Annotated in this window: 21 protein-coding genes; 16 read left to right on the forward strand and 5 right to left on the reverse strand. The window is 68.4% G+C overall.

Annotation, left to right across the window (positions count from 1 at the left end; translation table 11 throughout):
* Positions 1–119: 119 nt before the first annotated feature.
* From AL072_RS26750 to rpoH, 3 genes are all read left to right on the forward strand, one after another.
* Complete coding sequence (locus AL072_RS26750) at positions 120–1781, forward strand: ATP-binding protein (RefSeq protein WP_245637043.1); 1662 nt, start codon at positions 120–122, stop codon at positions 1779–1781.
* The gene (locus AL072_RS26755; protein WP_045585828.1) at positions 1778–2416 is read left to right on the forward strand and encodes a response regulator transcription factor; all 639 of its coding nucleotides are present in this window, start codon (positions 1778–1780) and stop codon (positions 2414–2416) included. The genes AL072_RS26750 and AL072_RS26755 overlap by 4 nt, the downstream gene beginning before the upstream one ends.
* An 806-nt stretch (positions 2417–3222) precedes the next feature.
* A complete protein-coding gene (gene rpoH, locus AL072_RS26760; protein ID WP_082109390.1) occupies positions 3223–4152 on the forward strand; it encodes an RNA polymerase sigma factor RpoH in 930 nt (309 codons plus the stop codon).
* Here rpoH and AL072_RS26765 read toward each other — a convergent pair.
* On the reverse strand, positions 4139–5200 hold the full coding sequence (locus AL072_RS26765; RefSeq protein WP_045585829.1) for an ornithine cyclodeaminase: 1062 nt from the start codon (positions 5198–5200) through the stop codon (positions 4139–4141). The genes rpoH and AL072_RS26765 overlap by 14 nt on opposite strands.
* 15 nt (positions 5201–5215) lie before the next feature.
* Positions 5216–6154: an arginase gene (rocF, locus tag AL072_RS26770; RefSeq protein ID WP_245637044.1), complete on the reverse strand. Its 939-nt coding sequence runs from the start codon at positions 6152–6154 to the stop codon at positions 5216–5218.
* A 159-nt stretch (positions 6155–6313) separates the two neighbouring features.
* Between rocF and AL072_RS26775 the strand changes: the two genes are divergently transcribed.
* Entirely contained in the window at positions 6314–6760 is a 447-nt protein-coding gene (locus AL072_RS26775; protein WP_045585831.1) for an Lrp/AsnC family transcriptional regulator, read from the forward strand.
* Positions 6761–6858: 98 nt separating this feature from the next.
* On the opposite strand, the gene AL072_RS26780 is transcribed toward AL072_RS26775, so the two are convergent.
* Positions 6859–8364: an AMP-binding protein gene (locus tag AL072_RS26780; RefSeq protein ID WP_045585832.1), complete on the reverse strand. Its 1506-nt coding sequence runs from the start codon at positions 8362–8364 to the stop codon at positions 6859–6861.
* A complete protein-coding gene (locus AL072_RS26785) occupies positions 8361–9527 on the reverse strand; it encodes an acyl-CoA dehydrogenase family protein (protein WP_045585833.1) in 1167 nt (388 codons plus the stop codon). Before AL072_RS26785 ends, AL072_RS26780 begins: the two co-directional genes overlap by 4 nt.
* 181 nt (positions 9528–9708) lie before the next feature.
* On the opposite strand from AL072_RS26785, the gene AL072_RS26790 reads away from it, so the two are divergent.
* From AL072_RS26790 to AL072_RS26840, 11 genes are all read left to right on the forward strand, one after another.
* Positions 9709–10530 (forward strand): phytanoyl-CoA dioxygenase family protein, encoded by an 822-nt coding sequence (locus tag AL072_RS26790; RefSeq protein WP_045585834.1) that lies wholly within the window; start codon positions 9709–9711, stop codon positions 10528–10530.
* Positions 10531–10535: 5 nt separating this feature from the next.
* Positions 10536–11657, forward strand: coding sequence for an alcohol dehydrogenase catalytic domain-containing protein (locus tag AL072_RS26795; RefSeq protein ID WP_200909945.1), 1122 nt, complete (start codon positions 10536–10538; stop codon positions 11655–11657).
* Complete coding sequence (locus AL072_RS26800) at positions 11650–12504, forward strand: enoyl-CoA hydratase-related protein (protein WP_063840402.1); 855 nt, start codon at positions 11650–11652, stop codon at positions 12502–12504. Before AL072_RS26795 ends, AL072_RS26800 begins: the two co-directional genes overlap by 8 nt.
* A gap of 23 nt (positions 12505–12527) precedes the next feature.
* A complete protein-coding gene (locus tag AL072_RS26805; protein WP_045585836.1) occupies positions 12528–13823 on the forward strand; it encodes an ABC transporter substrate-binding protein in 1296 nt (431 codons plus the stop codon).
* Between the two features lie 141 nt (positions 13824–13964).
* Entirely contained in the window at positions 13965–14714 is a 750-nt protein-coding gene (locus tag AL072_RS26810) for a GntR family transcriptional regulator (protein ID WP_052710458.1), read from the forward strand.
* Between the two features lie 15 nt (positions 14715–14729).
* Entirely contained in the window at positions 14730–15620 is an 891-nt protein-coding gene (locus AL072_RS26815; protein ID WP_045585837.1) for a LysR family transcriptional regulator, read from the forward strand.
* Positions 15621–15935: 315 nt separating this feature from the next.
* Positions 15936–16751: a 2-hydroxyacid dehydrogenase gene (locus tag AL072_RS26820; protein ID WP_200909946.1), complete on the forward strand. Its 816-nt coding sequence runs from the start codon at positions 15936–15938 to the stop codon at positions 16749–16751.
* Positions 16748–17968 (forward strand): enolase C-terminal domain-like protein, encoded by a 1221-nt coding sequence (locus tag AL072_RS26825; RefSeq protein ID WP_200909947.1) that lies wholly within the window; start codon positions 16748–16750, stop codon positions 17966–17968. The genes AL072_RS26820 and AL072_RS26825 overlap by 4 nt, the downstream gene beginning before the upstream one ends.
* A 38-nt stretch (positions 17969–18006) precedes the next feature.
* Positions 18007–19095, forward strand: a complete 1089-nt coding sequence (locus AL072_RS26830; RefSeq protein ID WP_045585839.1) for a maleylacetate reductase — start codon at positions 18007–18009, stop codon at positions 19093–19095.
* 45 nt (positions 19096–19140) lie between these two features.
* The gene (locus AL072_RS26835; protein WP_045585840.1) at positions 19141–20148 is read left to right on the forward strand and encodes a TRAP transporter substrate-binding protein; all 1008 of its coding nucleotides are present in this window, start codon (positions 19141–19143) and stop codon (positions 20146–20148) included.
* Positions 20145–22019 carry a TRAP transporter large permease gene (locus tag AL072_RS26840; protein ID WP_045585841.1) on the forward strand — a complete coding sequence of 625 codons (1875 nt, stop codon included), beginning with the start codon at positions 20145–20147 and terminating at the stop codon, positions 22017–22019. Before AL072_RS26835 ends, AL072_RS26840 begins: the two co-directional genes overlap by 4 nt.
* 73 nt (positions 22020–22092) lie before the next feature.
* Here AL072_RS26840 and AL072_RS26845 read toward each other — a convergent pair whose 3' ends face one another.
* The gene (locus tag AL072_RS26845) at positions 22093–23304 is read right to left on the reverse strand and encodes an MFS transporter (protein WP_045585842.1); all 1212 of its coding nucleotides are present in this window, start codon (positions 23302–23304) and stop codon (positions 22093–22095) included.
* 128 nt (positions 23305–23432) lie between these two features.
* Between AL072_RS26845 and AL072_RS26850 the strand changes: the two genes are divergently transcribed.
* Complete coding sequence (locus AL072_RS26850) at positions 23433–24209, forward strand: AraC family transcriptional regulator (RefSeq protein WP_045585843.1); 777 nt, start codon at positions 23433–23435, stop codon at positions 24207–24209.
* Positions 24210–24283: the final 74 nt, after the last annotated feature.

Consider the following 24283-nt stretch of genomic DNA (forward strand, 5'->3'; position numbering starts at 1 on the left):
CGGACCCTGAAAGCCGGGCGGGGAAGGTGGAGCAGGTGACGCCATGGCCGATCCGTAGTAATACGGGGCTGCGTATTTCCCCTGATGCGTCCGGGACCGGCCGGCGCTACGATCCGTCCATGCCACAGACCGTCAGCCGCCGGTGGATGTTCGTTCCGGCCTATCTCGCCGCGCATGTATCCCTCGACTGGATCAGCTTCATCCATACGGTCGCGCCGATCAACCTCACGCCGTGGAACCCGCCGGCCGGGCTGATGATGGGCTTGTCGGTCCTGCTCGGCCTCCGCGCGGTGCCGCTGGTCTGGCTTGGGCTGCTCGTCGCCGACATCGTCGTCCGCGACCTGCCGGTCGCCCTGTGGACCACGGTCCTGGCGAACGGCGTCGTCGCCTGCGGCTACGGGCTGGCCGGCCGCCTGCTGCGCCGGGGGCCGGTTCCGGGGCTCGATCCCGGCCTTGCCCGGCTGCGCGACATCGTCCTGCTGCTGGCCGGCGGCGCCTTCGCGGCCCTGGCCGTCGGGCTGGGCTATGTCGCCATCCACACCGCGGCCGGGCTGTTCGACTGGGTGCGCTTCCCCGAGATGCTGCTGCGCTATTGGACCGGCGAGATCATCGGCATCGCCGTCCTGACGCCGATGGTGCTGCTCGGCCTGCGGATGCCGGCGGTGCGCTGGTCCTGGACCGGCGCCGCCGAAGTGGGGGCGCAGGGGGCGCTGATCGGCCTCGCCCTGTGGCTGGATTTCGGCCCGCTGGCCTCGGCCGAGTACGACTACTTCTATCTGCTCTTCCTGCCCGCCATCGGGATCGCCGTCCGGCACGGTCTGGCGGGGGCGGTGCTGGCCTCGGCCGCCACGCAGGCCGGCCTGATCGCCGCCATCCAGGCGGCCGGCGTCGACACGGCGCGCATGGCGCATTTCCAGCTCCTGATGCTGACGCTCGCCGTCACCATCCTGCTGCTGGGCGCCGTGGTCACCGAGCGCCGCCGGGTGGAGGCGTGGCTGCGGGTGCGCCAGTCCGACCTCGCCCACGCCTCCCGCCTGATCGAGGCGGGGGAGATGGCGGCGGCGCTGGCCCATGAGCTGAACCAGCCGCTGGCGGCGGCGATGAGCTACGCCCGCGCCGCCCGCAAGATCGCGCGGATCGAGGATGCCTCGCCGCGCCTGACGGAGATCCTCGACAAGACGGTCAGCCAGGCCGAGCGGGCCGACCGGGTCATCCGCAGCCTGCGCGACTTCGTGCGGAAGGGCGCGCGCGACCGGACGCCGCTGTCGGTCGCCACCCTGGTCGCCGACTGCCTGACGCTGGCCGGTCCGCTCGCCAGCCGGCATTCGGTCGAGATCGCCGCCGAGGTCGCTCCGGCGCTGCCCGCCATCGGCGGCGATGCGGTCCAGCTGCAGCAGGCGATCCTCAATCTGGTGCGCAACGCCGCCGAGGCGATGGCGGAGGCGATGGCCGATGCCGATCCGGCCGGGCGCCGCATCGTGGTCTTCGCGCGTGCCGCGCCCGAGCCTGGATTCGTCGCCATCGGCGTGCGCGACACCGGTCCCGGGCTGGCCGAGGTGGTCGAGCGGAACCTGTTCGCCCCCTTCGTCACCACCAAGCCGACCGGCATGGGGCTCGGGTTGTCCATCGTCCGCACCATCGTCGAGACCCACGGCGGCACGCTGTCCGTGCAGCGCGGTGGGGGTGGGGGAACGACATTCTGCTTCACCATTCCTGTGCATGGGATGCCAGAACATGGGATGCCCGGGCGTGGTACGGACGCCGAAGGAGGATCCGCATGACGACCGATACCCCCGCCGCGCCGGTCGCCCCGGTCGCTTTCGTGGTGGACGACGACGAGGCCGTCCGCGACGCCCTGGCCCTCCATCTGGAGCTTGCCGGGCTGGCGGTCCGCTGCTGCGGCTCGGCCGCCGAGTTCCTGGCGGCGGCGTCGCCCGTGCAGCCGGGCTGCGCCATCCTCGACATCCGCATGCCGGGCATGGACGGTCTCGACCTCCAGCAGGAGATGATCCGGCGCGGGCTGACCCTCCCGGTGATCGTCATCACCGGCCATGGCGACGTCACAGCCGCCGTGCGGGCCTTCCGGGCCGGGGCGGTGGATTTCCTGCAGAAGCCCTTCGACGAGGATTTGCTGATCGAACGGGTGCAGGAGGCCTTCGGCCGCGACCTCGCGGCCCGCCGCGCCGATGTCGAGACCGCCGAGATCCGCAGTCGCCTGACCCTGCTCAGCCCCCGAGAGCTGGAAGTGATGGATCTGGTCGCCCAGGGGCTTCCCAACAAGACCATCGCCCACCGGCTCGCCATCGGCATCCGCACGGTGGAGACCCACCGCGCCCGCGTGCTGGAGAAGATGGAGGCGCGCAACGCCCCCGAACTCGCGCGCATGCGGATGCTGCTGGGCGACCGCGGCGACTGATGCCAGAGCGGGAAATTCTGACTCGCTGGAGATGGGAACCGGCTTGCTGCGCCGGACCAGGACCGTTCACACTCTTGCTTGCCAGTGCTGACGCGACAGCGAGGAGGAGTACGCCCGTCCAGTGAGGTGGTTTCGCGCCGGTGCGGCCGTGGCACGGCATGGCAGCGGCACTGTGAACCGCAATGCTGGAGGCCTCGGTCTCCTCTGGACCGGATCACGGCACCGATGGACTTGCCCTGACCTTGTTCCGTGCACCGCTGGTCCCACCGCACGGATATCCCTTTATGTCGTGCCGGCCGACATGAACGAAGCGGGGCGGGCTTGAAACGGCCGCCCCACCGTTCTATCTGTTGCAGAGTTCGCGGTGTCGAAGCCAAATTTGGAAGCTTGAAATACGGTGCCAGGAAAATTCGCCTGGGCGCCCCTTTAATCCGTTGTGAAAATTCCCATATAGAGTCTGTTGCGCTGTTGGAAGCGCCGTCCACCTCCTCCAGGATGATATCTGCGCGTGTGAATTCCCTTTCGTTTCCGGCTCGGTTGCGCTGACTGGCGTTGCCCACCGGTTCCTCCCCGGTCCTGTGGCGTGTCGGCTGCCGCGACCTTTCCCCGGTCGTGGCGCCGCCCGCGGAGCCGGGGAGGATCCTTCCTCCGATCCAGCACCGTCCCGCGGTGCACGCCTCCCGGCAGCGTCGAATGCCGGCCACGCATCGAACGACCGACCGAGCATCAACAGGCCCGATCCGGACAACGCCGAGGGGACATCTCCTGCGGCGCCATTCCCGTCGGCGGGGAGAAACCGAGACACCATGCAGCGAAATGCTGAAACCCATACCACCGCCCAATCCCGCTCCACCGAGCCCCGGTCCGCCGAACCGATGCAGCTCTACCTGCAGGATGCCCGCAAGTACCAGTACCTGACGGCGGAACAGGAACTCGACCTTGCGGTGCGCTGGCATGAGCGGCAGGATCCGTCCGCGCTCGACAAGCTGGTGGGCAGCCATCTCCGCCTCGTGGTCAAGCTGGCGCGCGGCTATCTCGGCTATGGTCTGCCGCTGTCGGATCTGGTGGCGGAGGGCAATGTCGGCGTGATGCAGGCGGCGCAGAAGTTCGACCCCGGCAGGGGCTTCCGTTTCGCCACCTACGCCTCCTGGTGGGTGCGCGCGGCAATCCAGGAATATGTGCTGCACAACTGGTCGTTGGTGAAGATCGGCACCACCGCCGGGCAGAAGAAGCTGTTCTTCAGCCTGCGCCGCCTGAAGGCGCGGATGCAGGAGCTGGAGAGCGGCGACCTGTCGCCCGAGGCGGTGGAGGCCATCGCGACCGAACTGAACGTGTCGAAGGCCGAGGTGGTGGAGATGAACCGCCGCCTGGGTAATGACCGCTCGCTCAATGTCGGCCTGTCGGAAGACGGCGACGGCGAATGGCTGGACCTGCTTGCCGACGAGGGGCCGAACCAGGAGACCACGCTCGCCGATGCCGAGGAACGCCGGCGGCGCCAGCAGTTCCTGAAGCTGGGGCTGGGGGTTCTGGACGACCGCGAGCGCCGAATCCTGGTCGCCCGCCGCCTGCGTGACGAACCGCTGACGCTCGAGGAGTTGAGCCAGCAGTTCCACGTCTCGCGCGAGCGGGTCCGCCAGCTGGAGGTCCGTGCCTTCGAAAAGCTCCAGAAGGCGGTCATCGCCAATGCCCGGACGGCGCAGCTGCCGGCGCAGGGAAGCCTGGTCAGCCGGGGCTGACGCTTCCCTCCCGTCCGGCACGCAGGATCATGCCGAACAGGTCGCGCGGTTCGTCGGGGTCTGCCAGCATGTCGAGATCCTGGTAGAGCCCGGTGCCGGCCAGCACGTCGCGGACATAGCGCAGGGCTGAGAAATCCTCGGTCGCGAAGCCGACGCTGTCGAACAGGGTGATTCTCCGGGCGTCGGCCCGGCCGGGTGCCGCACCGGTCATCACCTGCCACAGCTCGGTCACCGGGTGGTCGGCGGCCAGCTGCTGGATCTCGCCTTCGATGCGGGTCTGAGGCGTGTATTCGACGAAGATGTCGGAGCGCAGCAGGATGTCGCGGTGCAGTTCCGTCTTGCCGGGGCAGTCGCCGCCGACAGCGTTGATGTGGATGCCGGCCCCGACCATGTTGTCGGTCAGGATGGTGGCATACTGCTTGTCGGCGGTCACCGTGGTGATGATGTCGGCGCCCTCCACCGCCTCCTCGGTCGAGCGGCAGGCGGCGATTTCGAAACCCCGGTCCTGCAGGTTGCGCACGCATTTTTGCGTGGCGGCGGGGTCGATGTCGTAGAGCCGGAGCCGGTCGACGCCCAGCAGGGCCTTGAAGGCGAGCGCCTGGAATTCGGCCTGGGCGCCGTTGCCGATGATCGCCATGCAGGAGGCGTCGCGCGGCGCCAGATGCTTCGCCGCGACGGCGGAGGTCGCGGCGGTGCGCAGAGCGGTCAGGATGGTCATCTCCGACATCAGCACGGGATAGCCGTTGGCGACGTCGGACAGCACGCCGAAGGCGGTGACGGTCTGGCGCCCCTCGCGCGTGTTCTTGGGGTGGCCGTTGACGTATTTGAAGCCATAGATGCGGCCGTCGCTGGTCGGCATCAGCTCGATCACGCCGTCGGCGCTGTGGGAGGCGACACGCGGGGTCTTGTCGAAGCTCTCCCAGCGGCGGAAATCCTCCTCGACATAGGCGGCCAGCTCCGACAGGAAGCGCTCCACGCCGATGCGCAGCACCAGCTTCATCATGTGGTCGACACTGACGAAGGGGACGAGGTTCAGGTTCGGGATCATGTGGGTGGCTCCGCTTCAGAAGCTGCGGGTGGGGTAGTCGAGGACGCGGCGGCCGAGCAGGCTGGCCAGCAGGTCCACCATCAGGATGGCGGTGCGCCCGCGCTCGTCCAGGAAGGGGTTCAGCTCGACCAGGTCGACGCTGCTGACCAGCCCGGTGTCGTGCAGCATCTCCATCACCAGATGGGCCTCCCGGAAGGTGGCGCCGCCGGGAACCGTCGTGCCGACGCCGGGGGCGATGCCGGGATCGAGGAAATCGACGTCCAGGCTGACATGGAGCAGGCCCTGCGCATCCTGGACCTTGCGCAGGAAGCCGCGCAGCAGCGGGGCGATACCGTATTCGTCGATGGTCCGCATGTCGTGGATGGCGATGCCGGAGGATTCCAGCGCCAGCCTTTCGGCCGGATCGACGCTGCGGATGCCCATCATGCAGACGTTTTCCGGCTTGATGCGGCCGGCTGCGGGCGGGAAATAGCCGTCGAAGCCGCCGCGGCCGGTGGCATAGGCCATCGGCACGCCATGCAGGTTGCCGCTTTCCGAGCTGTCCAGGGTGTGGAAATCCGGGTGGGCATCCAGCCACAGCACGAACAGTTCCCGTCCGCTCTCCTCCGCCCGCCGGGCGAGGCCGGTCAGCGTCCCGGCGGCGAGGCTGTGGTCGCCGCCCATGAAGACCGGCAGGGCGTCCGGCCCGGCGCTGGCCTCATAGGCCGCCGCTGCCAGGGCTGCGGTCCAGCCCGCCACCTCCGGCAGGAATTTCAGCGTGGCGTTGCCATGCGCCGGCGGCCGCAGCGCGACCGGCGCCACATTGCCGAGATCGGTGACGCCGTGGCCGAGTCCGGCGATCGCGCTCGCGATGTCGGCGGTGCGGAAGGCGCTCGGCCCCATCTCGCAGCCGCGCCGCCCGGCGCCGTCCTGCACCGGCACCCCGATCAGGCGGCACTGCTTCGGCTTCATCATACCCTGCCCCTGTCCTTGCCCCATGTCCGGGCTTATCCGTCGCCCGCCCCGCAATCAGACCATGGAGCGGTGGCGGATCGGACAGGGCAAATTGACAGAACTGCCGCGATGGCTTAGCAAAATGGCCAGTTCAACTTAGCAGAACGGCAGGCGCCGGCCATGTCCACGCTCGACCCGCTCGACGAGAGGCTGATCACCCTGCTGCGCCATGACGGCCGCCGCAGCATTTCCGACCTCGCGCTGGAATTGGGGGTGTCGCGCGCCACGGTGCGGGCGCGGATGGAGCGGCTTGAGCGCGCCGGCATCATCATCGGCTACACCGTGATCCTGCGCGCCGATACGGTGGAGGCGCCCGTCCGCGGCATCATGCTGATCGATGTGGAAGGGCATGCGGCCGACCGGGTGGTGCGGGCGCTGAGCGGCTTTCCCGAGGTGCTGGAAATCCACACCACCAACGGCCGTTGGGACCTGATCGTGGAGCTGTCGGCGCCAAGCCTGCCCGACCTGGACGCGATCCTGCGGCGCATCCGCCTGATCCCCGGCATCACCGGCAGCGAGACGAACCTGCTGCTGAACACCCCGCGCAGCACCCGGGCGCGGTTGTGACCGGCGCAGACCGGCTTGGCGTCATGCGTGCCCTCGCCCGACGGAAGGAGGCCCGGCACCGCATCGAAACGCCGGGCCTGCGAGGAGGTCGGTAGGGGTCACGCCTTCGACGGCCTGAGATCGACGGTGGTCGGCAGCCGATCCGACAGGAGGTGACGCTGCACCTTCTGGGTCGCGGTCTTCGGTATCTCGGGGCGCGTTTCGACGAAACGGGGAATCATGAAGGCCGGAATGCGGCCTTGAAGGAAGCTCTCGACGTCCCGTGCGGCGAAGCCGGGCCTTGGGACGACGACCGCCTTGATCTCCTCGCCCATGATGGCGTCCGGCACGCCGACCACGGCGCAGTCCTGGATGGCGGGATGATTCAACAGGGCGAGTTCGATTTCCGCCGGGGCGATCATCTCGCCGCCCCGCCGGATCAGCTCCTTCATGCGGCCGTCGAAATGCAGGAATCCGTCCTCGTCGAAGGAGCCGCGGTCGCCGGTGTGCAGCCAGAGGTTCCGGGTCGCCGCGACGGTCGCCTCGGGCTTCCTCCAGTAGCCGTCGAACATCAGGCCGGGGCGGCCCGGCCGCACGACGATCTCGCCCTTCTTGCCGGGTGGGAGCGGGGTGTCGCCCCCGTCCACCACCCGCACCTCCATGTCGGGGCGCGGTGCGCCGACCGAACCGAAGCGCGAGGTGGCGGCGGTGTTCATCGTCACCCAGCCGCCGGTCTCGGTCATGCCGTACAGCTCGCGCACGGCGATGCCCAACCGATCCTCAATCTCCCGCCAGACGCCCGGCGGGGCGCCGCCGCCGACCGCCCAGCGCAGGGCGTGGCCGCGGTCCGCTTCGGTCAGCCGCTTGGCCAGGATGCTCAGCACCGTGCCGACATAGGTGAAGCCGGTGGCACCGAAGCGCCGGGCATCGTCGAGCAGCCGCGAGGCCGAGAAGCGTGGCAGCAGGGCCAGCGTGGCCCCGGCGTGCAGGCAAGACATCACGGCGTACATCTGCGGGTTGGCGTGGAACAGCGGCAGGAAGACCAGAATGCGGTCGGCCTCGGTCAGTCCCAGCGCTTCCGTCATATGTGCGCCGGCCAGCTCGTAGCAGGCATTCGGAATGACCGCCCCCTTGGGCAGCCCCGTGGTTCCCGAGGTGTAGAGGATGGCGTTCGCGGTCCCGCCGGGCAGGGCCAGCCGCGGGCGTGGTGAACGCCCCCCGCCGTCCGCCGTCTCGAAGCCCGCCGTCTCGAAGTCCTCATGCATCGCGAGCAGCTGCGGGGTGGAGGCGGGCAGGTTCGGCCGGAACTCCTCCTCCACGATCAACAACGAGGCTTCGCTCTGTTCCAGCAGATAATGCAGTCCGTCGCCGACCAGGGCGGTGTTGAGCGGCACGGCGATGGCACCCAGTTCCGACAGGGCGAACCAGGCGACCAGGAAGCCGGGGCGGTTGCCGACCAGCATCGCTACCGTCTGCCCGGCGGTCACGCCATGTCCGGCGAGCCGCTCGACCGCACACTCCACCAGGGCGACCATCGTGCCGTAGGTGAAGGTCCGGTCGCCGAACAGCAGGAAGGGGCGGTCGGGCGCGGCGGCGGCGCGGGCATAGAGGGCGTCGGCGATCACCGGCCTGCCTCCCCGCCCAGGGCGATCCCTTCGGCCACATGATGTTGCAGGCGCTTGGCGATGGTGTTCTTGAGGATCTCCGACGAGCCTCCGGCGATCTCGTAAGCCTTGGCATCGCGCAGGTATCGGCCGAAGCGCGCCGATTCCATGACGCCGTAGGCGCCGCAGATCTGCACCGCGCGGGCGGCGGTGTCGGTGGCGACCCGGCTGGCCAGCAGCTTGGCCTCGCTGCCGAAGCGGGCGATGTCGGTATGGCTGTCGAGCGCCCGGGCGGCGGCGTAGGTCAGCAGCCGGGCGGCGTCGATCTCCGCCAGCATGTCGGCGAAATACCATTGGATTCCCTGGAAATCCAGGATCCTGCGGTCGAAGGCGCTGCGCCCGGCGGCGAAGGACAGGGCGCCGTCGAAGGCGGCCCGCGCGATGCCCAGGCTGATGGCGGCGGCCATGGTGCGCGAATAGTCCAGCGTCGTCACCGCCTGCCGGACGCCCTTGCCCTCCACCCCGATCAGATGGTCGGCCGGCAGCGCTACGCGATCCAGCACCAGATCGACATGCGGCCCGTTGCGCAGCCCGAAGGTCGCGGCATTCGGGCCCTCCTCGGTCGAGACGCCGTCCATGCCGCGGCGCACGAAGAAGGCGGACACGCCGACCTGCGTCTCCGCCAGGATCACATAGGCTTCCGCCGCCGACCCGGAGGTGATGAAGGATTTCCGCCCGGTCAGGATCCAGCTGTCGCCGTCGCGCACCGCCTTGGTGTCCAGGCTGCGGATGTCGCTGCCGTGGTTGGCCTCGGTCAGGGCGTAGGAGGTGACGAGGCCGCGGCCGAACTCCGGCAGGACCGCGCGCTTCAGGCTGTCGGAGCCGAACAGCCGTATGATGGTCTGGGCCTGGAGGATGGTGATCAGGCTGATGCCGACCGCTGCGCTGGCATAGGACGCCTCCTCGAACAGGGCGGCGCAATGGGCGAAGCCCAGGCCGGCGCCGCCCTGGTCCGGCGACAGGGTCAGGCTGTTGTAGCCGTGGCCGGCCAGCGCCTTGATCGCCGCGACGGGATAGACGTCGTCGCGGTCGATGGCGTCCGCCTGCGGTTCAACATGCTCGGCGACGACGCGCCGCAGCGGTTCGAGAAATTCCGGTTCGACCAGATCGGTCCACAAAGCCATAGCCCCGCTTCCTCCCTTATCGACAGAGCCCGCGCCGGCTGCGCCGGGCTCGGACCGCATCGTTATCGTCCGTGATGCTGATCATTGAGATTCTGATTGAACCCGTTCGCATACGATAATATAGTACCGATATATCGGCTGTGCATCAACAATATCTTAAACTTGCTGCGAGGAGGAAGCCATGAGACTGACGGACGCCCAGATTGCCGAGTATGAGGAGCGCGGGTTCCTGGTGTTCCCCGGGCTGGTGTCGCATGAGGAGGTCGAGATCCTGCGCCGCGACCTGCAGCGGGTGGCGGGATTCGAGGACGAGGGCGTGATCCGCGAAAAAAGCGGCACGGTCCGTTCGGTGTTCCGTGTCCATGACGGGCGCAGCCCGACCGCTTCACCGCCCTTCCAGGCGCTGGCGGAGTTGCCCCGCGTGCTGGATCCGGCCCGTCAGGTGCTGGGCGACGAGCCGGTCTATGTCTACCACACCAAATGCAACCTGAAGGACGCGATCGACGGCGCCATCTGGCAATGGCACCAGGATTACGGCTATTGGAAGACCGACGGCGTCGCCCGCCCGGACATGACGACCTCGCTGCTGATGCTGGACGAGGCGACGGAGATCGGCGGCTGCCTCTATTTCATCCCCGGCAGCCACAAGCTGGGCCGTCTCGACCCGGAAATGGACGAGACGACGACCTCCTACAAGCTGTGGACGGTGCCCAAGCAGCAGGTCATCGACCTGATGACGCAATTCGGCGACCCGGTGGCGATCACCGGCAAGCCCGGCACTGTCGTGTTGTTCCACCCGAACCTCGTCCACGGTTCGGGCCACAACATGTCGCGCCATTCGCGCTGGCACATCTACACCGTCTACAATCAGGCTTCCAACCGGCCGCAGGGGGTCGAGAAGCCGCGCCCCGAATGGGTGGTCGCCCGCCGTTGCGAACCGCTGGACACCGGCAGCGACGACGCCATTCTGCGGCTGGGCGCCGCGGCACAGGCGGCGGAGTAGGGGGGATGGCGGGAATGCCGTTCCGGGCGGCGGTGCTTCGCGAGATCGGAGCGCCGCTGTCCATCGAACCTTTGACCCTGGCTCCGCTCGAGCCGAACGACGTGCTGATCCGCATGCATGCCGCCGGCCTCTGCCATACCGACCGCGAGGCGATGACCGGTGCCTTCGCCGTCCCGGTGCCGGTGGTGCTCGGCCATGAGGGCGCCGGTGTGGTCGAGGCGGTCGGATCGGCGGTCCAGCGGGTGAAGCCCGGTCAGCGCGTCGTCTGCACCATCTACGCCGCCTGCGGCCAGTGCTACTACTGCCGCCACGACCAGCCGATGCTGTGCGAGATGGTGGCGCCCAACCACCGGGCGGCCACGCTGTCGGCCGGGCGCAAGCTGCTGCGCGACGGCGACGGGCGGGAGGTCGGGCATTTCCTCAGCGTCTCTTCCTTCGCCGAATATGCGGTGGTGCCGGAGTCGGCGGCCATCCCGGTTCCGGACGAAATGCCGTTCGACCGGGCCTGCCTGCTGGGTTGCAGCGTCATCACCGGCGTCGGGGCGGCGCTTCGCGTGGCGAAGGTGGGGCTGGGCGACAGCGTTGTCGTGGTCGGCTGCGGGCCGGTCGGGCTGAACGTGGTGCAGGGCGCACGGCTTGCCGGGGCCGGCTCGATCGTTGCCGTGGACCGCCGCCCGGACAAGCTGGAGCGCGCAAGCGCCTTCGGCGCCACCCACACCATGCTCGTGGAAAAAGGGGAGAGCGTGGCGGAGCAGGTCCGCGCCATCACCGGCGGGCGCGGTGCCGACCATGCCTTCGAGGCGGCCGGGGTCGTCGGCTCGTTGCAGGAGGCGGTGGACTGCACCCGGCCGGGCGGCAGCGTCACCATCCTCGGCAAGACCGATCCCAACCGGCTGGTCGAACTGCGCTTCGGCTCGATCTCCGGGGAACGGCGCATCCTGCGCTCCAGCCTGGGCGGGGCCCGGGCGGCCGACGATTTTCCGGCCTATGCCCGCGCCTATCTGGATGGCCGGCTGTGCCTGGACGAGTTGATCGACCGGCGCCTCCCGCTGGAAGACATCAACGATGCCTTCGGGGACGTGGAGCGCGGGGACGTGATCCGCGCCGTGGTGGTGATGCATGAGTGACGCGACCGAGACCGCCGGAACCGTCCGGCTGGAGCGCCGGGGTGCCGTCGCGCTGCTGACGCTCGACGCGCCGAAGACCCGCAACGCGGTGACCGACCCGCCAGTGCTCGATGCGCTGATCGCCGCGCTGGAGGAGGTCGGGGCCGACCGCGGCGTCCGGGTTCTGATCGTGACCGGAGCCGGCAGGGCGTTCAGTGCCGGCGGCAACATCCACGACATCCGCAACCGGCGCGGCATGTTCGCCGGCCCGGCCGACCAGGTGCGCAACGCCTACCGCGACGGGGTGCAGCGCATTCCCCGGACCATGGCAAATCTGGAAATTCCGGTGATCGCGGCGGTCAACGGCCCGGCCTATGGCGCCGGCTGCGATCTGGCCTTCATGTGCGATCTGCGCATCGCCGGGGAGTCGGCACGCATCAGTTCCAACTTCGTCAGGCTCGGGCTGATTTCGGGCGACGGCGGTCTGTGGTTCCTGTCGCGCGCCGCCGGCCCGGCGGTCGCCGCCGAGATGGCCTTCACCGGCCGGGCGGTGAGCGGCACCGAAGCGGCTGCCCTGGGCCTCGTCTCCCGCGTCGTTCCCGATGGGGAGTTGCTGCCCGCAGCCCTCGCCCTGGCCGGCGAGATCGCGGCCAACCCGCCGGAGGCGGTGCGGATGACCAAGCGCATGCTGCAGCAGGCCGGACGGGTCGACCTGTCCACCATGCTGGACATGGCGGCCGCCCTCCAAGGCATCTGCCATGCCGGAGAGGAATCCCGCGCCGCCATCGCGGCGGCCGCCGGGCCGGTGCCGCAACCGCCGGCATCGGAAGAACAAGAAGAACAAGCCGAAGGCAACACGCAAACCTGAAAAGAGAGAGGGAGGGACGATCCATGAAAAAGCCCGTGTCGAACCCCATCGCGCATGCGGTCCTGGCGGCCACGGCCGTTCTGGCGCTCTGCGCCTCCCCCTGGTCGGCCGCTTCGGCGGCGGCCCAGGGCGGCCAGCCGGCCCCTGCCGCTTCCCCCGCGTCCACCGGGCCGATCCGCATCGGCGTGCTGACCGATCTGTCGGGCTCGCTGGCCGACCTCAGCGGCCGCGGCAGCGTCGAGGCGGTCAAGATGGCGGTCGAGGATTTCGGTGCCTCCGTGCTCGGCCGCCCGGTCGAGGTGGTGGCCGCCGACCACCAGAACAAGGCCGACATCGGCTCGCAGATCGCCAACGACTGGTATGACAACAAGAATGTCGAGCTGATCATCGACCTGCCCAACTCGGCGGTGATGCTGGCGATCCAGGAACTGGGCCGGCGCAAGAACAAGATCGTGATCGGCACCGCCGGGGGGTCGTCCGACTTCACCGGCAAGGCCTGCTCGCCGAACGGCATCCATTGGGTCTACGACACCTACGCGCTGGCCGCCGGAACCGGGCGGACCATGGTCAAGCAGGGCGGCGACAGCTGGTACTTCATCACGCTGGACTATTCCTTCGGCCTGTCGCTGGAGCGCGATACCGCCGCCTTCGTCACCGGCGCGGGGGGCAAGGTCCTGGGCTCCGCCCGCCATCCGCTGAACAGCGCCGACTTCTCGTCCTACCTGCTGCAGGCGCAGGCGAGCAAGGCAAAGGTCATCGGGCTGGCCAATGCCGGCGGCGACCTGATCAACACCGTCAAGCAGGCGGCCGAGTTCGGCATCACCCGGCAGGGCCAGAAGCTGGCCGGCCTGCTGATGTTCCTGTCCGACATCCATGCGCTGGGGCTGGAGACGGCGCAGGGGCTGGTGCTGACAGAATCCTTCTATTGGGACCAGAACGAGGCCACGCGGACCTTCTCCAAGCGCTTTTTCGAGCGGACCGGGCGGATGCCGACCATGGTCCAGGCCGGCAACTACGGCGCGATCACCCATTATCTGAAGGCGGTCAAGGCCGCCGGGACGTCCGACACGGCCACGGTGATGAAGACGATGCGCGAGACGCCGATCAACGACTTCATGACCAGGGACGGGCGCATCCGCGAGGACGGCCGGGTGCTGCGCGACATGTACCTGTTCGAGGTGAAGACCCCGGCGGAGTCGAAGAGCCCCTGGGACTACTACAAGCAGCTCGGCGTCATCGCCGCGGCCGACGCCGCCCGCCCGCTGGCTGAAAGCGACTGTCCGCTGGTCCGCAACAAGGCCGCCGCCGCGAAGCCCTGAGACCGATCCTCCGCCGCTTGGTCTCATGCCTTGCGTCCCGGGCGCGGGCGCGCTAAGCCAGCATCGGGACGTGAGACGTTCCGGCCAAAGGCCGGAGCGTGGCCGCAGCCAAGGGACGAGACAAGGGGCGAGGGCGGTGCCGTGACGGATCCGGGCAACCAGACTGAGATTGGGCCGGCCGAAACCGGGCCGGCCGAATTCGCGTCGATGGCCGACAAGGCCTATGCCGGGATCGAGGAACTGATCGTGTCCGGCACCTTGCCGCCGCGCGGCTTCGTTTCCGAAAAGCAGCTCAGCGCCCAGCTCGGCATCGGCCGCACCCCGGTCCGTGAGGCGCTGAAGCGGCTGGAGCTGGACGGCATGGTCACCATCGTCCCCTCCCGCGGGATCATGGTGACCGAGGTGGACGTCAAGCTCCAGCTCTATGTCCTGGACGTCCGCCGTGAGCTGGAGCGGCTGATCGCCCGCCGCGCCGCCCGCTACGCCCTGCCGGCGGAGCGGGAGCGCTGCCGGGCGGTCGCCGCGGAGATGCTGGACGCCGCCAGGGCGGAGGACGGGATGCGCTTCATGCATCTCGACCAGGAGGTCAACCAGCTTCTCGACCAGTGCGCCCGCAATCCGGTGGCGACCCAGACGATCCGCCCGCTGCGGTCGCTGTCGCGGCGCTTCTGGTTCCAGAACTACCACGCCCATTCAGGCAGCCTGGAGGATGGCGCCCGGACCCACGCCGACCTGATGCTGGCGATCCACAAGGGCGACGTGGAGGCGGCGGCGACCGCATCGGACCGGCTGATGGGCTATGTGGAGGCCTATGCGCGCGAGACCCTGCGCTACCCCTTCGGGGACGAGCTTTCCGGGAGCCGGCTTTCCGAAGGGCGGGCGGCGCAGTAGCCGGTCTTCCGCGCCATGGATCGTCGCCGGCTCCAGTTTTTCGTCGCGCTCTGCGAGGAGTTGCATTTCCACCGCGCCGCCGCGCGGTGCCACATCACGCAGCCTGCCCTCAGCCAGCAGTTGCGGCAGTTGGAAGAGGAACTTCAGGTCCAGCTGATTCACCGCAACAAGCGGCGCGTGTCCCTGACGCGGGCGGGAGAGACCTTCCTGGGCGAGACCCGGAAGATTCTGCGGCAGATGGACCGGGCCGCGCAACTGGCGCGCCAGACTGACCGGGGCGAGATCGGGCAATTGTCGGTCGGCATGACGGCGCCGGCGCTCTACATCGTCTTTCCCGAGATCATGCACCGGTTCCGCACGGCGTTGCCCAATTTCGGCGTGAACGTCCATGTCATGACCACGGCGGAACAGGAAGAGGCGCTGCGGGCGGGAGCAATCGACGTCGGCATCTTCCATCCACCGCTCGACGACCAGTCGCTGTCGTCGCACCCGATCGCGCGCATGCGGTTCAACGTCGTGCTGTCCGACAGCAATCCCCTGGCCGCCCTGCCGAGCCTGCGGCTGGAGGATCTGTCGAAACAGCGATTCATCATCTTCCCGCGCGTGATCGGGCCGCGGCTCTATGACGAGATCATCAGCCTGTGCCAGCAGGCCGGGTTCAGCCCGGAACTGATCCTCGAAGCGTCCCCGGCGCAATCGATCATCGCGCTGGCCGCCGCCGATTTCGGCATCGGCCTCATCGCCTCCGATCTCCAGCAGTTCGAGCGGCCGGGGGTGGTCTACCGCCAGCTGGAGGGGCCGGCCCCCTATCTGACGCTGGGTGTCGCCTATCAGAGCGACGATACCTCTCCCGCCATCCAGACTTTCCTGAACGTGGCGACCGCCGTCGGCGAGCAGGTTTCGTAAGTCTGCCGGTTCCCGGCTCCGACCGGTGAAAACTTTTCCTTATCAAACGATCATTTTAAATCGTTGGACCTACTCAATTGGTTGGCCCTATCGTTCGTGCAACGGAGGACCCTGCCAATGAAAGTCTTCATGATTGGGGAAGCTGCCAATCACAAGGACAAGCTCGCCGCTTTCCTGACAACGTCCTGCGACATCGTTCCTCTTCCCCGCGAAGCCGCCCAATCGTCCGAGTTCGATTCCGCGATCTCGGCGGATGACGTGGTCGTGTCCTTGCGCTTCTCCCGTCGCGATGGCCCGGCCCCGGATTTTCGCCTTATGCATGTGCCGGGGGCCGGGCTGGACGGCATCGACATGGCATCCGTGCCGGCCGGAACCGGCATCTGTAACGTCTTCGAGCATGAAATCCCCATCGCCGAATTCGTCATGGCGGCGATGCTGAACTGGGAAATCCGTCCCGAAGCGCTGCGCGCTTCCTTCACCACCGATACATGGCCCGACGTCTACCGGTCGCGGGTGCCCCATGGCGAGATTTGCGGCCTTACCCTCGGTCTGGTCGGTTTCGGCCGCATCGGGCGGACCATCGCCCGGCGGGCGCGCGCCTTCGGCATGCGCATCGTCGCCGTCGACCAGTTTGCCGAGGATACCGATGGTCTGGCCGACGCCATCCTGCCGCCGGACCGGTTGCCCGAGATGCTCGCCGGGGCGGACTTCCTGGTGATCGCCTGCCCGTTGACCGACCGGACCCGCAACCTGATCGGCGCCGCCGAATTCGCAGCCATGAAGCCGACCGGCGTGCTGGTGAACGTGTCGCGCGCGCCCATCGTCGACGAGGCGGCGCTGTACGACGCGCTGTCGCGCCGGACGATCGGCGGCGCGGTGCTCGACGTCTGGTACGGCTATCCGGCCGGGGCCGACGACCGGGTCGCGCCGTCGCGCTTCCGTTTCGAGGAACTGCCCAACGCGGTCTGCACGCCCCATTCGTCGGCCTGGACGACCCGGCTGCCCGAGCGCCGCTACGCCTTCATCGCCCGGAACATCGACCGGCTGGCCGCCGGCGAACCGCTGCTGAATCTGGTGCGGGAGCCCGTCCCGGCATCCCGCCCCGCCATCCAAGACACGAGCGTTCCATGATCCGAGACAACGAGGACCTCGCCCGCCGCAGCGCGGGCGTGCCGATCAAGATCACCGGCGTGAAGACCGTCGTGGTCAATGCCGAGATGCGCAACTGGATCTTCGTGAAGGTCCTGACCGACCAGCCCGGCCTCTATGGCTGGGGCGAGGCCAGTCTGAACTGGAAGACGCGGGCGGTCACCGGCGCGGTCGAGGATCTGGAGCCGACCGTGCTGGGCCGCGATCCGCGCGACATCGAGCAATGCGTCCGCGCGATGAACAAGTTCAGCTACTACAAGCTGGGCATGGTCGGCGCGACGGCGATCAGCGGCATCGAACACGCACTCTGGGACATCTTCGGCAAGAGCGTCGGCCTGCCGGTGTGGCGTCTGCTGGGCGGCAAGGTGCGCGACCGCGTGCGCGTCTACACCCATCTCGGCCTCGGCGAGATGAAGTCGGTCTATGAGACCTTCGACATCGGTTCGCTGAAGGAGCGCGCCGCCGCGGTGACGGAGAAGGGCTACGACGCGCTCAAGGTGGTGTTCATCCCCTATGGCGCCCACAGCGCCCCGATCCCGGCCCAGCGCCATGTCGGCAAGATGATGCAGGCTCTGCGCGACACCGTGGGCGACGGGGTCGACATCATGATCGACTTCCACGGACGTCCCGGTTCCATCGCCGCCGCCATGGGATATATCCGCGAACTGGAGCCCTACCGGCCGATGTTCTGCGAGGAGCCGGTCCAGCCCGGCGACACCGAGGCGCTGCGCCGGATCGCCGAGCAGGCCGATTGTCCCATCGCGTCCGGCGAGCGGCTGGTCGGGCTGAAGGAGTTCCAGCCGGTCTTCGCGCAAAAGGCGGTCCACATCGCCCAGCCCGACCTGAACCACACCGGCGGCCTGCTGGAAGGCAAGCGGATCGCGGCGCTGGCCGAAGCCGAGCTGATCGGCATCGCCCCGCACAATCCCAACGGCCCGCTGGCCGGCGTCGCCGCCCTGCATTTCGACGTCTCGACGCCGAACTTCGTCATCCAGGAGGAGATGAGCGGCGCGGTGCCCTGGTACGACGACGTGGTGCAGACCCCGATCCGCCGCACCGGCAGCCATTGGGAGGTGCCCGACGCCCCCGGCTTCGGCATCGAGGTGAACGAGACGGAGGCGGCAAAGCACCCGTTCAAGCCGGAGGTGATGCACACGACCTCGGCCATCCTGGACGACGGTACCATCGTCGACTGGTAAGCGCCGCCTTCAAGCGATCCATCGGACGGATTTCCATCATGAGAGAATTCAGCACTCCCGGCGACGTGTTCAATGCGCTGCCGTCGCGGGTGGTCTTCGGGGCCGGCGCCGTCGACCGGATCGACGCGGAGGTGGAACGGCTGGGCGCCGGGCGCGCGCTCGTCGTCTCCACCCCCGGCCGCAGCGCCATGGGCGGGCGCGTCGCCGACCGTCTCGGCGGCCGCTGCATCGGCATTCTGCCGGAAGCCATTTCCCAGGTGCCGATCGAGCTTGCCATCCGCGGGCGGGCGAAGGCGCGGGAGATGGGCGCCGACTGCCTGGTCAGCGTCGGCGGCGGCGCCTCCATCGGGCTGGGCAAGGCCATCGCGCTGGAACTCGGGCTGCCGATCATCGCGGTGCCCACCACCTATTCCGGATCGGAGATGACCGGCTTCTGCGGCATCACCATCGACGGCGTGAAGCGGATGCACCAGAGCCTGCGCATGCTGGCCGGCACCGTCGTCTATGATCCGGCCCTGACGCTCGGGCTGCCGGTCGATGTCAGCATGGCCAGTGCCATGAACGCGCTCGCCCATTGCGTCGACGCCATCTACACCCCGACCATCAGCCCGGTGATCGTGCCGGCGGCGATGGAGGGCGCGCGGGCGATCATGGACGCGCTGCCGCGGGTGGCGGCCCGTCCGGACGATGCGGAGGCGCGCGCCGACCTGCTCTACGGCGCCCATCTCGCCGGCGCGGCGCTGGCCGGCGGCTTCGCCCTCCAGCATGGCGTCGCCCATGTGCTGGGCGGCACCTACGGGGTTTCGCACGGCCTGTCCCATGCGCTGGTGCTGCCCCATGTCGCCGCCTACAATGCGCCTTTCGCCCGCGGGGCGATGGACCGGCTGGCCGCCGCCATCGGCGTGGCGGATGTCGGTGCCGCCATCTTCGACGTGATGGAGACGGTCGGCCTGCCGACGCGCCTGACCGAAGTCGGCTTCTCCGCCGACCGGATCGAGGAGGCGGCCCGGATCACCGTCGAGACCGACAACGGCTACAACCCCGGCCCGGTGACCGAGGAGGCCGTGCGCGGCATTCTCGCCGCGGCGCTGGAAGGCCGTCGCCCGGATGTGCAGCAGGTCCGGTGAGGACGCCGAACCGGAACAGAGAAGACAAAAGGGGAGGAAACCAGGATGTTGATCAAGCGTAGACAGTTTCTGGCCGTCACCGCGGCGGGTGCGCTGGCCGCACCCTTCATCTCCAAGGCGCATGCCGCGGAGTTCGCCTGGAAGTTCGGCCACGGCTTCCCGGCCACCCATCCGCTGCATGTCCGTGCCGTCGAGGCGGCGGAGCGCATCCGCAAGGAGACCGGCGGAAAGGTCGACATCGCCGTCTTCCCCAACAGCCAGCTCGGCGGCGACAGCGACCTGCTGGCGCAGGTCCGCTCCGGCGCCATCGAATTCTTCAGCACCGGCGGGCTGATCCTGTCCACCCTGGTTCCGGTGGCGTCGATCAACGGCATGGGCTTCGCCTTCAAGGACTACGACGCGGTCTGGAAGGCGATGGACGGCCCGGTCGGCTCCGTGGTGCGCAAGGGCTTCGACAAGGTCGGCCTCTTCGCCTTCGACCGCATCTGGGACAACGGCTTCCGCCAGATCACCACCAGCACCAAGCCGATCACCGGGCCGGCCGATCTCGCCGCCTTCAAGATCCGCGTCCCGGTCAGCCCGGTCTATGTCTCGCTCTTCAAGGGGCTGGGCGCCTCGCCGACCAGCATCAACCTGGGCGAGGTCTATGCCGCGCTGCAGACCGGCGTGGTGGACGGGCAGGAGAATCCGCTGGTGGTGGCCGACACCGCCAAGTTCTACGAGGTGCAGAAATTCTGCTCCATCACCAACCATGTGTGGGACGGCTCCTGGATTGTCACCAACGGCCGCTCCTGGCGCGGGCTGCCCGACGATCTCCGCCAGATCGTCAGCCGCAACCTGAATGACGGCGCGCTGCAGCAGCGCCAGGACATCGCCGGCCTCAACGCCGCATTGCAGGAGTCGCTGTCGCAGAAGGGGCTGACCTTCAACAAGGTCGACCCGGCCCCCTTCCGGGAAATCCTGCGCAAGTCGGGCTTCTACGGCGAATGGAAGGCCAAATACGGTGAAGAGGCCTGGAGCGCGCTGGAAAGCTCGGTCGGGGCCCTGACATGACGGCGGCGGTGGATCATAAATCCACCGCCGGCCCGACCGACGGCGCCGGCTCCTGGCTGGCGCATGTCGACCGGCTTCTGGGATGGGTGTCGGAACTGCCTGTGGCGCTGCTGGTGGCGGCGGAGGTGGTGATTCTCTTCTCCGGGATCGTCGCCCGCTATGTGCTGCACACCCCGATCACCTGGTCGGACGAGCTGGCGTCGATCCTGTTCCTGTGGCTGGCGATGATGGGGGCGGTCGTCGCCTTCCGCCGCGGCGAGCATATGCGGATGACCGCCTTCGTCAGCTGGGCCTCGCCGCGCATGCAGGCGTTCCTTGACGTCTTCGCGGTGGCGGCGGCGCTGTGTTTCCTGCTGCTGGTCATCATGCCGGCCGGTGAATTCGCCTGGGAGGAGCTGGAGATCACCACGCCGGCGTTGGAGATCTCCAACATGTGGCGGGCGGCGGCCCTGCCGACCGGTCTCGGGCTGATGGTCGCGACCGCGCTGGTCCGGCTGGCTCGGGTTGGCGACCTCAAGCTGGTTGCGGCGGCCCTGGCGGCGGTGGGCGCGGTCGTCGCGCTGTTCCTCCTTCTGCAGCCGGTCCTGGCCGATCTCGGCAAGCTCAACCTGCTGGTCTTCTTCGTGCTCGTGGTGGCCGGCGCCGTCTTCGCCGGCGTGCCGATCGCCTTCGCCTTCGGCCTGTCGAGCTTCGGCTATCTGGCATTGACCACCCGGGTGCCGCTGCTGGTGGTGATCGGGCGGATGGATGAGGGGATGTCGCACCTGATCCTGCTGTCGGTGCCGCTGTTCGTCTTCCTAGGCTTGTTGATCGAGATGACCGGCATGGCCCGCGCCATGGTGGCGGTGTTGGCCAACCTGCTGGGCCATGTGCGCGGCGGCCTGTCCTATGTCCTGGTCGGCGCCATGTATCTGGTGTCGGGCATCTCCGGTTCGAAGGCGGCGGACATGGCGGCGGTGGCGCCGGTGCTGTTTCCGGAAATGAAGGCGCGTGGCGCCAAGCCGGGCGATCTGGTGGCGTTGCTGGCGGCGACCGGCGCGCAGACGGAGACCATCCCGCCCAGCATCGTGCTGATCACCATCGGCTCGGTCACCGGCGTGTCGATCGCCGCCCTGTTCACCGGCGGGCTGCTGCCCGGCCTGCTGCTGGCTGTGATGCTGTGCATCGTCGTGCGTTACCGTTACCGCAACGAGAACCTGTCCGGGGTGCGACGGCCGACCGGCCGCGAGCTGGGCCACAGCCTGGTGGTGGCGATTCCGGCGCTCGCCTTGCCGTTCGTCATCCGCACCGCGGTGATCGAGGGCGTCGCCACGGCAACCGAGGTCTCGACCATCGGCATCGTCTATTCCGTAGCCGTCGGGTTGCTGGTCTATCGCCGCTTCGACTGGCGCCGGGTGGTTCCCATGCTGGTGGAGACGGCGGCGCTGTCGGGGGCGATCCTGTTCATCATCGGCACCGCGACGGCGATGGCCTGGTGTTTGACCCGGTCGGGCTTCTCGACCGATCTGGCGCAGTTCATGGCCGGCCTGCCGGGCGGTGCCTTCACCTTCATCGCGGTGTCCATCGTCGCCTTCATCATCCTGGGCAGCGTGCTGGAAGGCATCCCGGCCATCGTGCTGTTCGGTCCGCTGCTGTTCCCCATCGCCCGCGAGATGGGGGTGCATGAGGTGCAATATGCGATGGTGGTGATCCTGGCCATGGGCATGGGCCTGTTCGCCCCGCCCTTCGGTGTAGGCTTCTATGTCGCCTCGGCCATCGGCCGGGTCAACCCGGACGAGGGCATGCGCCCGATCCTGGGCTATCTGGCCGCATTGCTGGTCGGCCTGGCGCTGGTCGCCGCCATTCCCTGGATCTCGATCGGCTTCCTGTAGGAGCCGACCGACGCAAGGAAGCCGGCCCCGGTGCGAACCGGGGCCGGCTTCTTCGCGTCGGCGTCCGCCTGCGTCACGCCGCCCGCGACTTGCGGCGCTCCACGTCGGGCAGGAAGACGGTCAGCAGCCCGAGAAGCGGCAGGAACGAGCAGGCCGCATAGACGAAGCCGATACCCCGCCAGTCTGCCAGAATGCCGAGCCCTGCCGCGCCGATCCCGGCCACGCCGAACGCCAGCCCGAAGAACAATCCCGACACCATGCCGACCCGGCCGGGAAGCAGTTCCTGCGCATAGACCACGATGGCCGGGAAGGCGGAGGCCAGCGCCAGCCCGATCACGGCGCTGAGAATGACTGTCGCCGTCAGGCCGACATAGGGCAGGGCCAGCGTGAAGGGCAAAATGCCGAGGATCGAAACCCAGATGACCGTCTTGCGGCCGATCCGGTCGCCGACCGGGCCGCCGATCACCGTTCCCGCTGCCACCGCCGCCAGGAAGACGAACAGGCAGAGCTGGGCATCCCCGGTGGACAGAGCGAAACGCTCCATCAGGTAGAAGGTGTAGTAGCTGGTGATGCTGGCCAGATAGACGTATTTGGAGACGATCAGGGCGATCAGGATGCCGACGGCCCGGGTGACCTGTCCGGCCGGCAGCCCGTCCTGCCTTGCGGTCGCGTGTCCGCTCCCCATGCGGGGCTTGGCGTTCAGCCGCTGCCAGCTGCCCAGCCGGGCCAGCACGACCATGCCGGCGAGCGCGGTGATGGCGAACCAGCTGAGGCTGCCCTGGCCATGGGGCAGGATGATGAAGGCGGCCAGCAGCGGGCCGAGCGCGGAACCGAGGTTGCCGCCGACCTGGAACAGGGACTGGGCCAGCCCATGGGCGCCGCCCGACGCCTGCCGCGCGATGCGCGACGCTTCCGGATGGAAGATGGACGAACCGAACCCCAGCAGCATTCCGCCGGCGAGCAGGGCCGGGAAGCCGGGCGCCCAGGCCAGGGTCAGAAGCCCGAGCAGGGTGGAGCCCATGCCGAAGACCAGCGAATAGGGCATCGGCTTGCGGTCGGTGAAAAGACCGACGAGCGGCTGCAGCAGCGATGCCGTCACCTGATAGGTGAAGGTGAGCAGGCCGAGCTGCGCGAAGCTGAGGCCGAACCCCTCCTTCAGGATCGGATAGATCGCCGGCAGCAGCGACTGGATCATGTCGTTGAGCAGATGGCAGGCGCTGATCGCGCCCAGGATGGAAAAAGCGGTCGTTCCGGTGCCCGGCCGGCTCAGGGTGGTCTCAGTCACGGGACTTGCCCTTTTGTATCCGTCGCGGGCACTTGGCCCGGCGGAGTTGCATCGAATGGACCGTAAGCCTACGGTCGTCGATGACGGCCCGCCACCGCGGTCAGGCCAGTTTCTTACGAGAATGGGCCATGGTCCTGAATCTCCGCATCGACGAGCTCGACTCCGTGCCGCGGCCGCTGATCGCCACCCGGCACGATTATCCGGACGGCGGCACCCTGCCGCTCCACCGCCACCGGCGGGGGCAGCTGATTTCCAGTGCCTGCGGCGTGCTGATCATGTCGACGCCGCAAGGGCGGTGGGTGGTGCCGCCCGATTTCGGCCTGTGGATCCCGCCCGGTGTCATGCATGAGGTGCGGATGATCGGGACGGTGACGACGCACAGCCTCTATCTGGAACCGGCATTTACGGACGGGATGCCGGATCGCTGCCAGGTGGTCGGCCTGTCCCCCTTCGTCCGCAGCCTGTTCTGCCGGGCGATGGAGGTTCCGGTGGACTACGATCCGGACAGCCATGGCGGTGCGGTGATGGCGCTGCTCCGGTACGAGATGCGGCATCTGCCGGCCCAGCCGCTGTCCGTTCCCTTCCCGACCAACCCGGCGTTGGCCGACCGGTGCCGGCGCTTCCTGCGCGAGCCGGCGGTGCATGAGACGATCGAGCAATGGTGCGAGGGGCTGGGCGTCAGCCGGCGCGCCTTTACCCGGCTGTTCCGGTGCGAAACCGGGCTCAGCTTCCTCGAATGGCGCCAGCAGGCTTGCCTTGCCGCCGCCCTGCCGCGGCTGGTGGCCGGTGAGACCGTCACGTCGGTCGCCATCGACCTCGGTTATGACAATCCGGCGGCCTTCACGGCGATGTTCAAGCGGGTGCTCGGTTCGTCGCCGCGAGCCTATTTCAAGGGTGGCGCCTGACCTTCGCTATTCATGCGGCCGCCGTTGATGTCGCCTTGAGTCACCCCCATCTGGCTCTGCACCAAACGGAAGGT

It is taken from the genome of Azospirillum thiophilum (assembly GCF_001305595.1).
Classification (GTDB): domain Bacteria; phylum Pseudomonadota; class Alphaproteobacteria; order Azospirillales; family Azospirillaceae; genus Azospirillum; species Azospirillum thiophilum.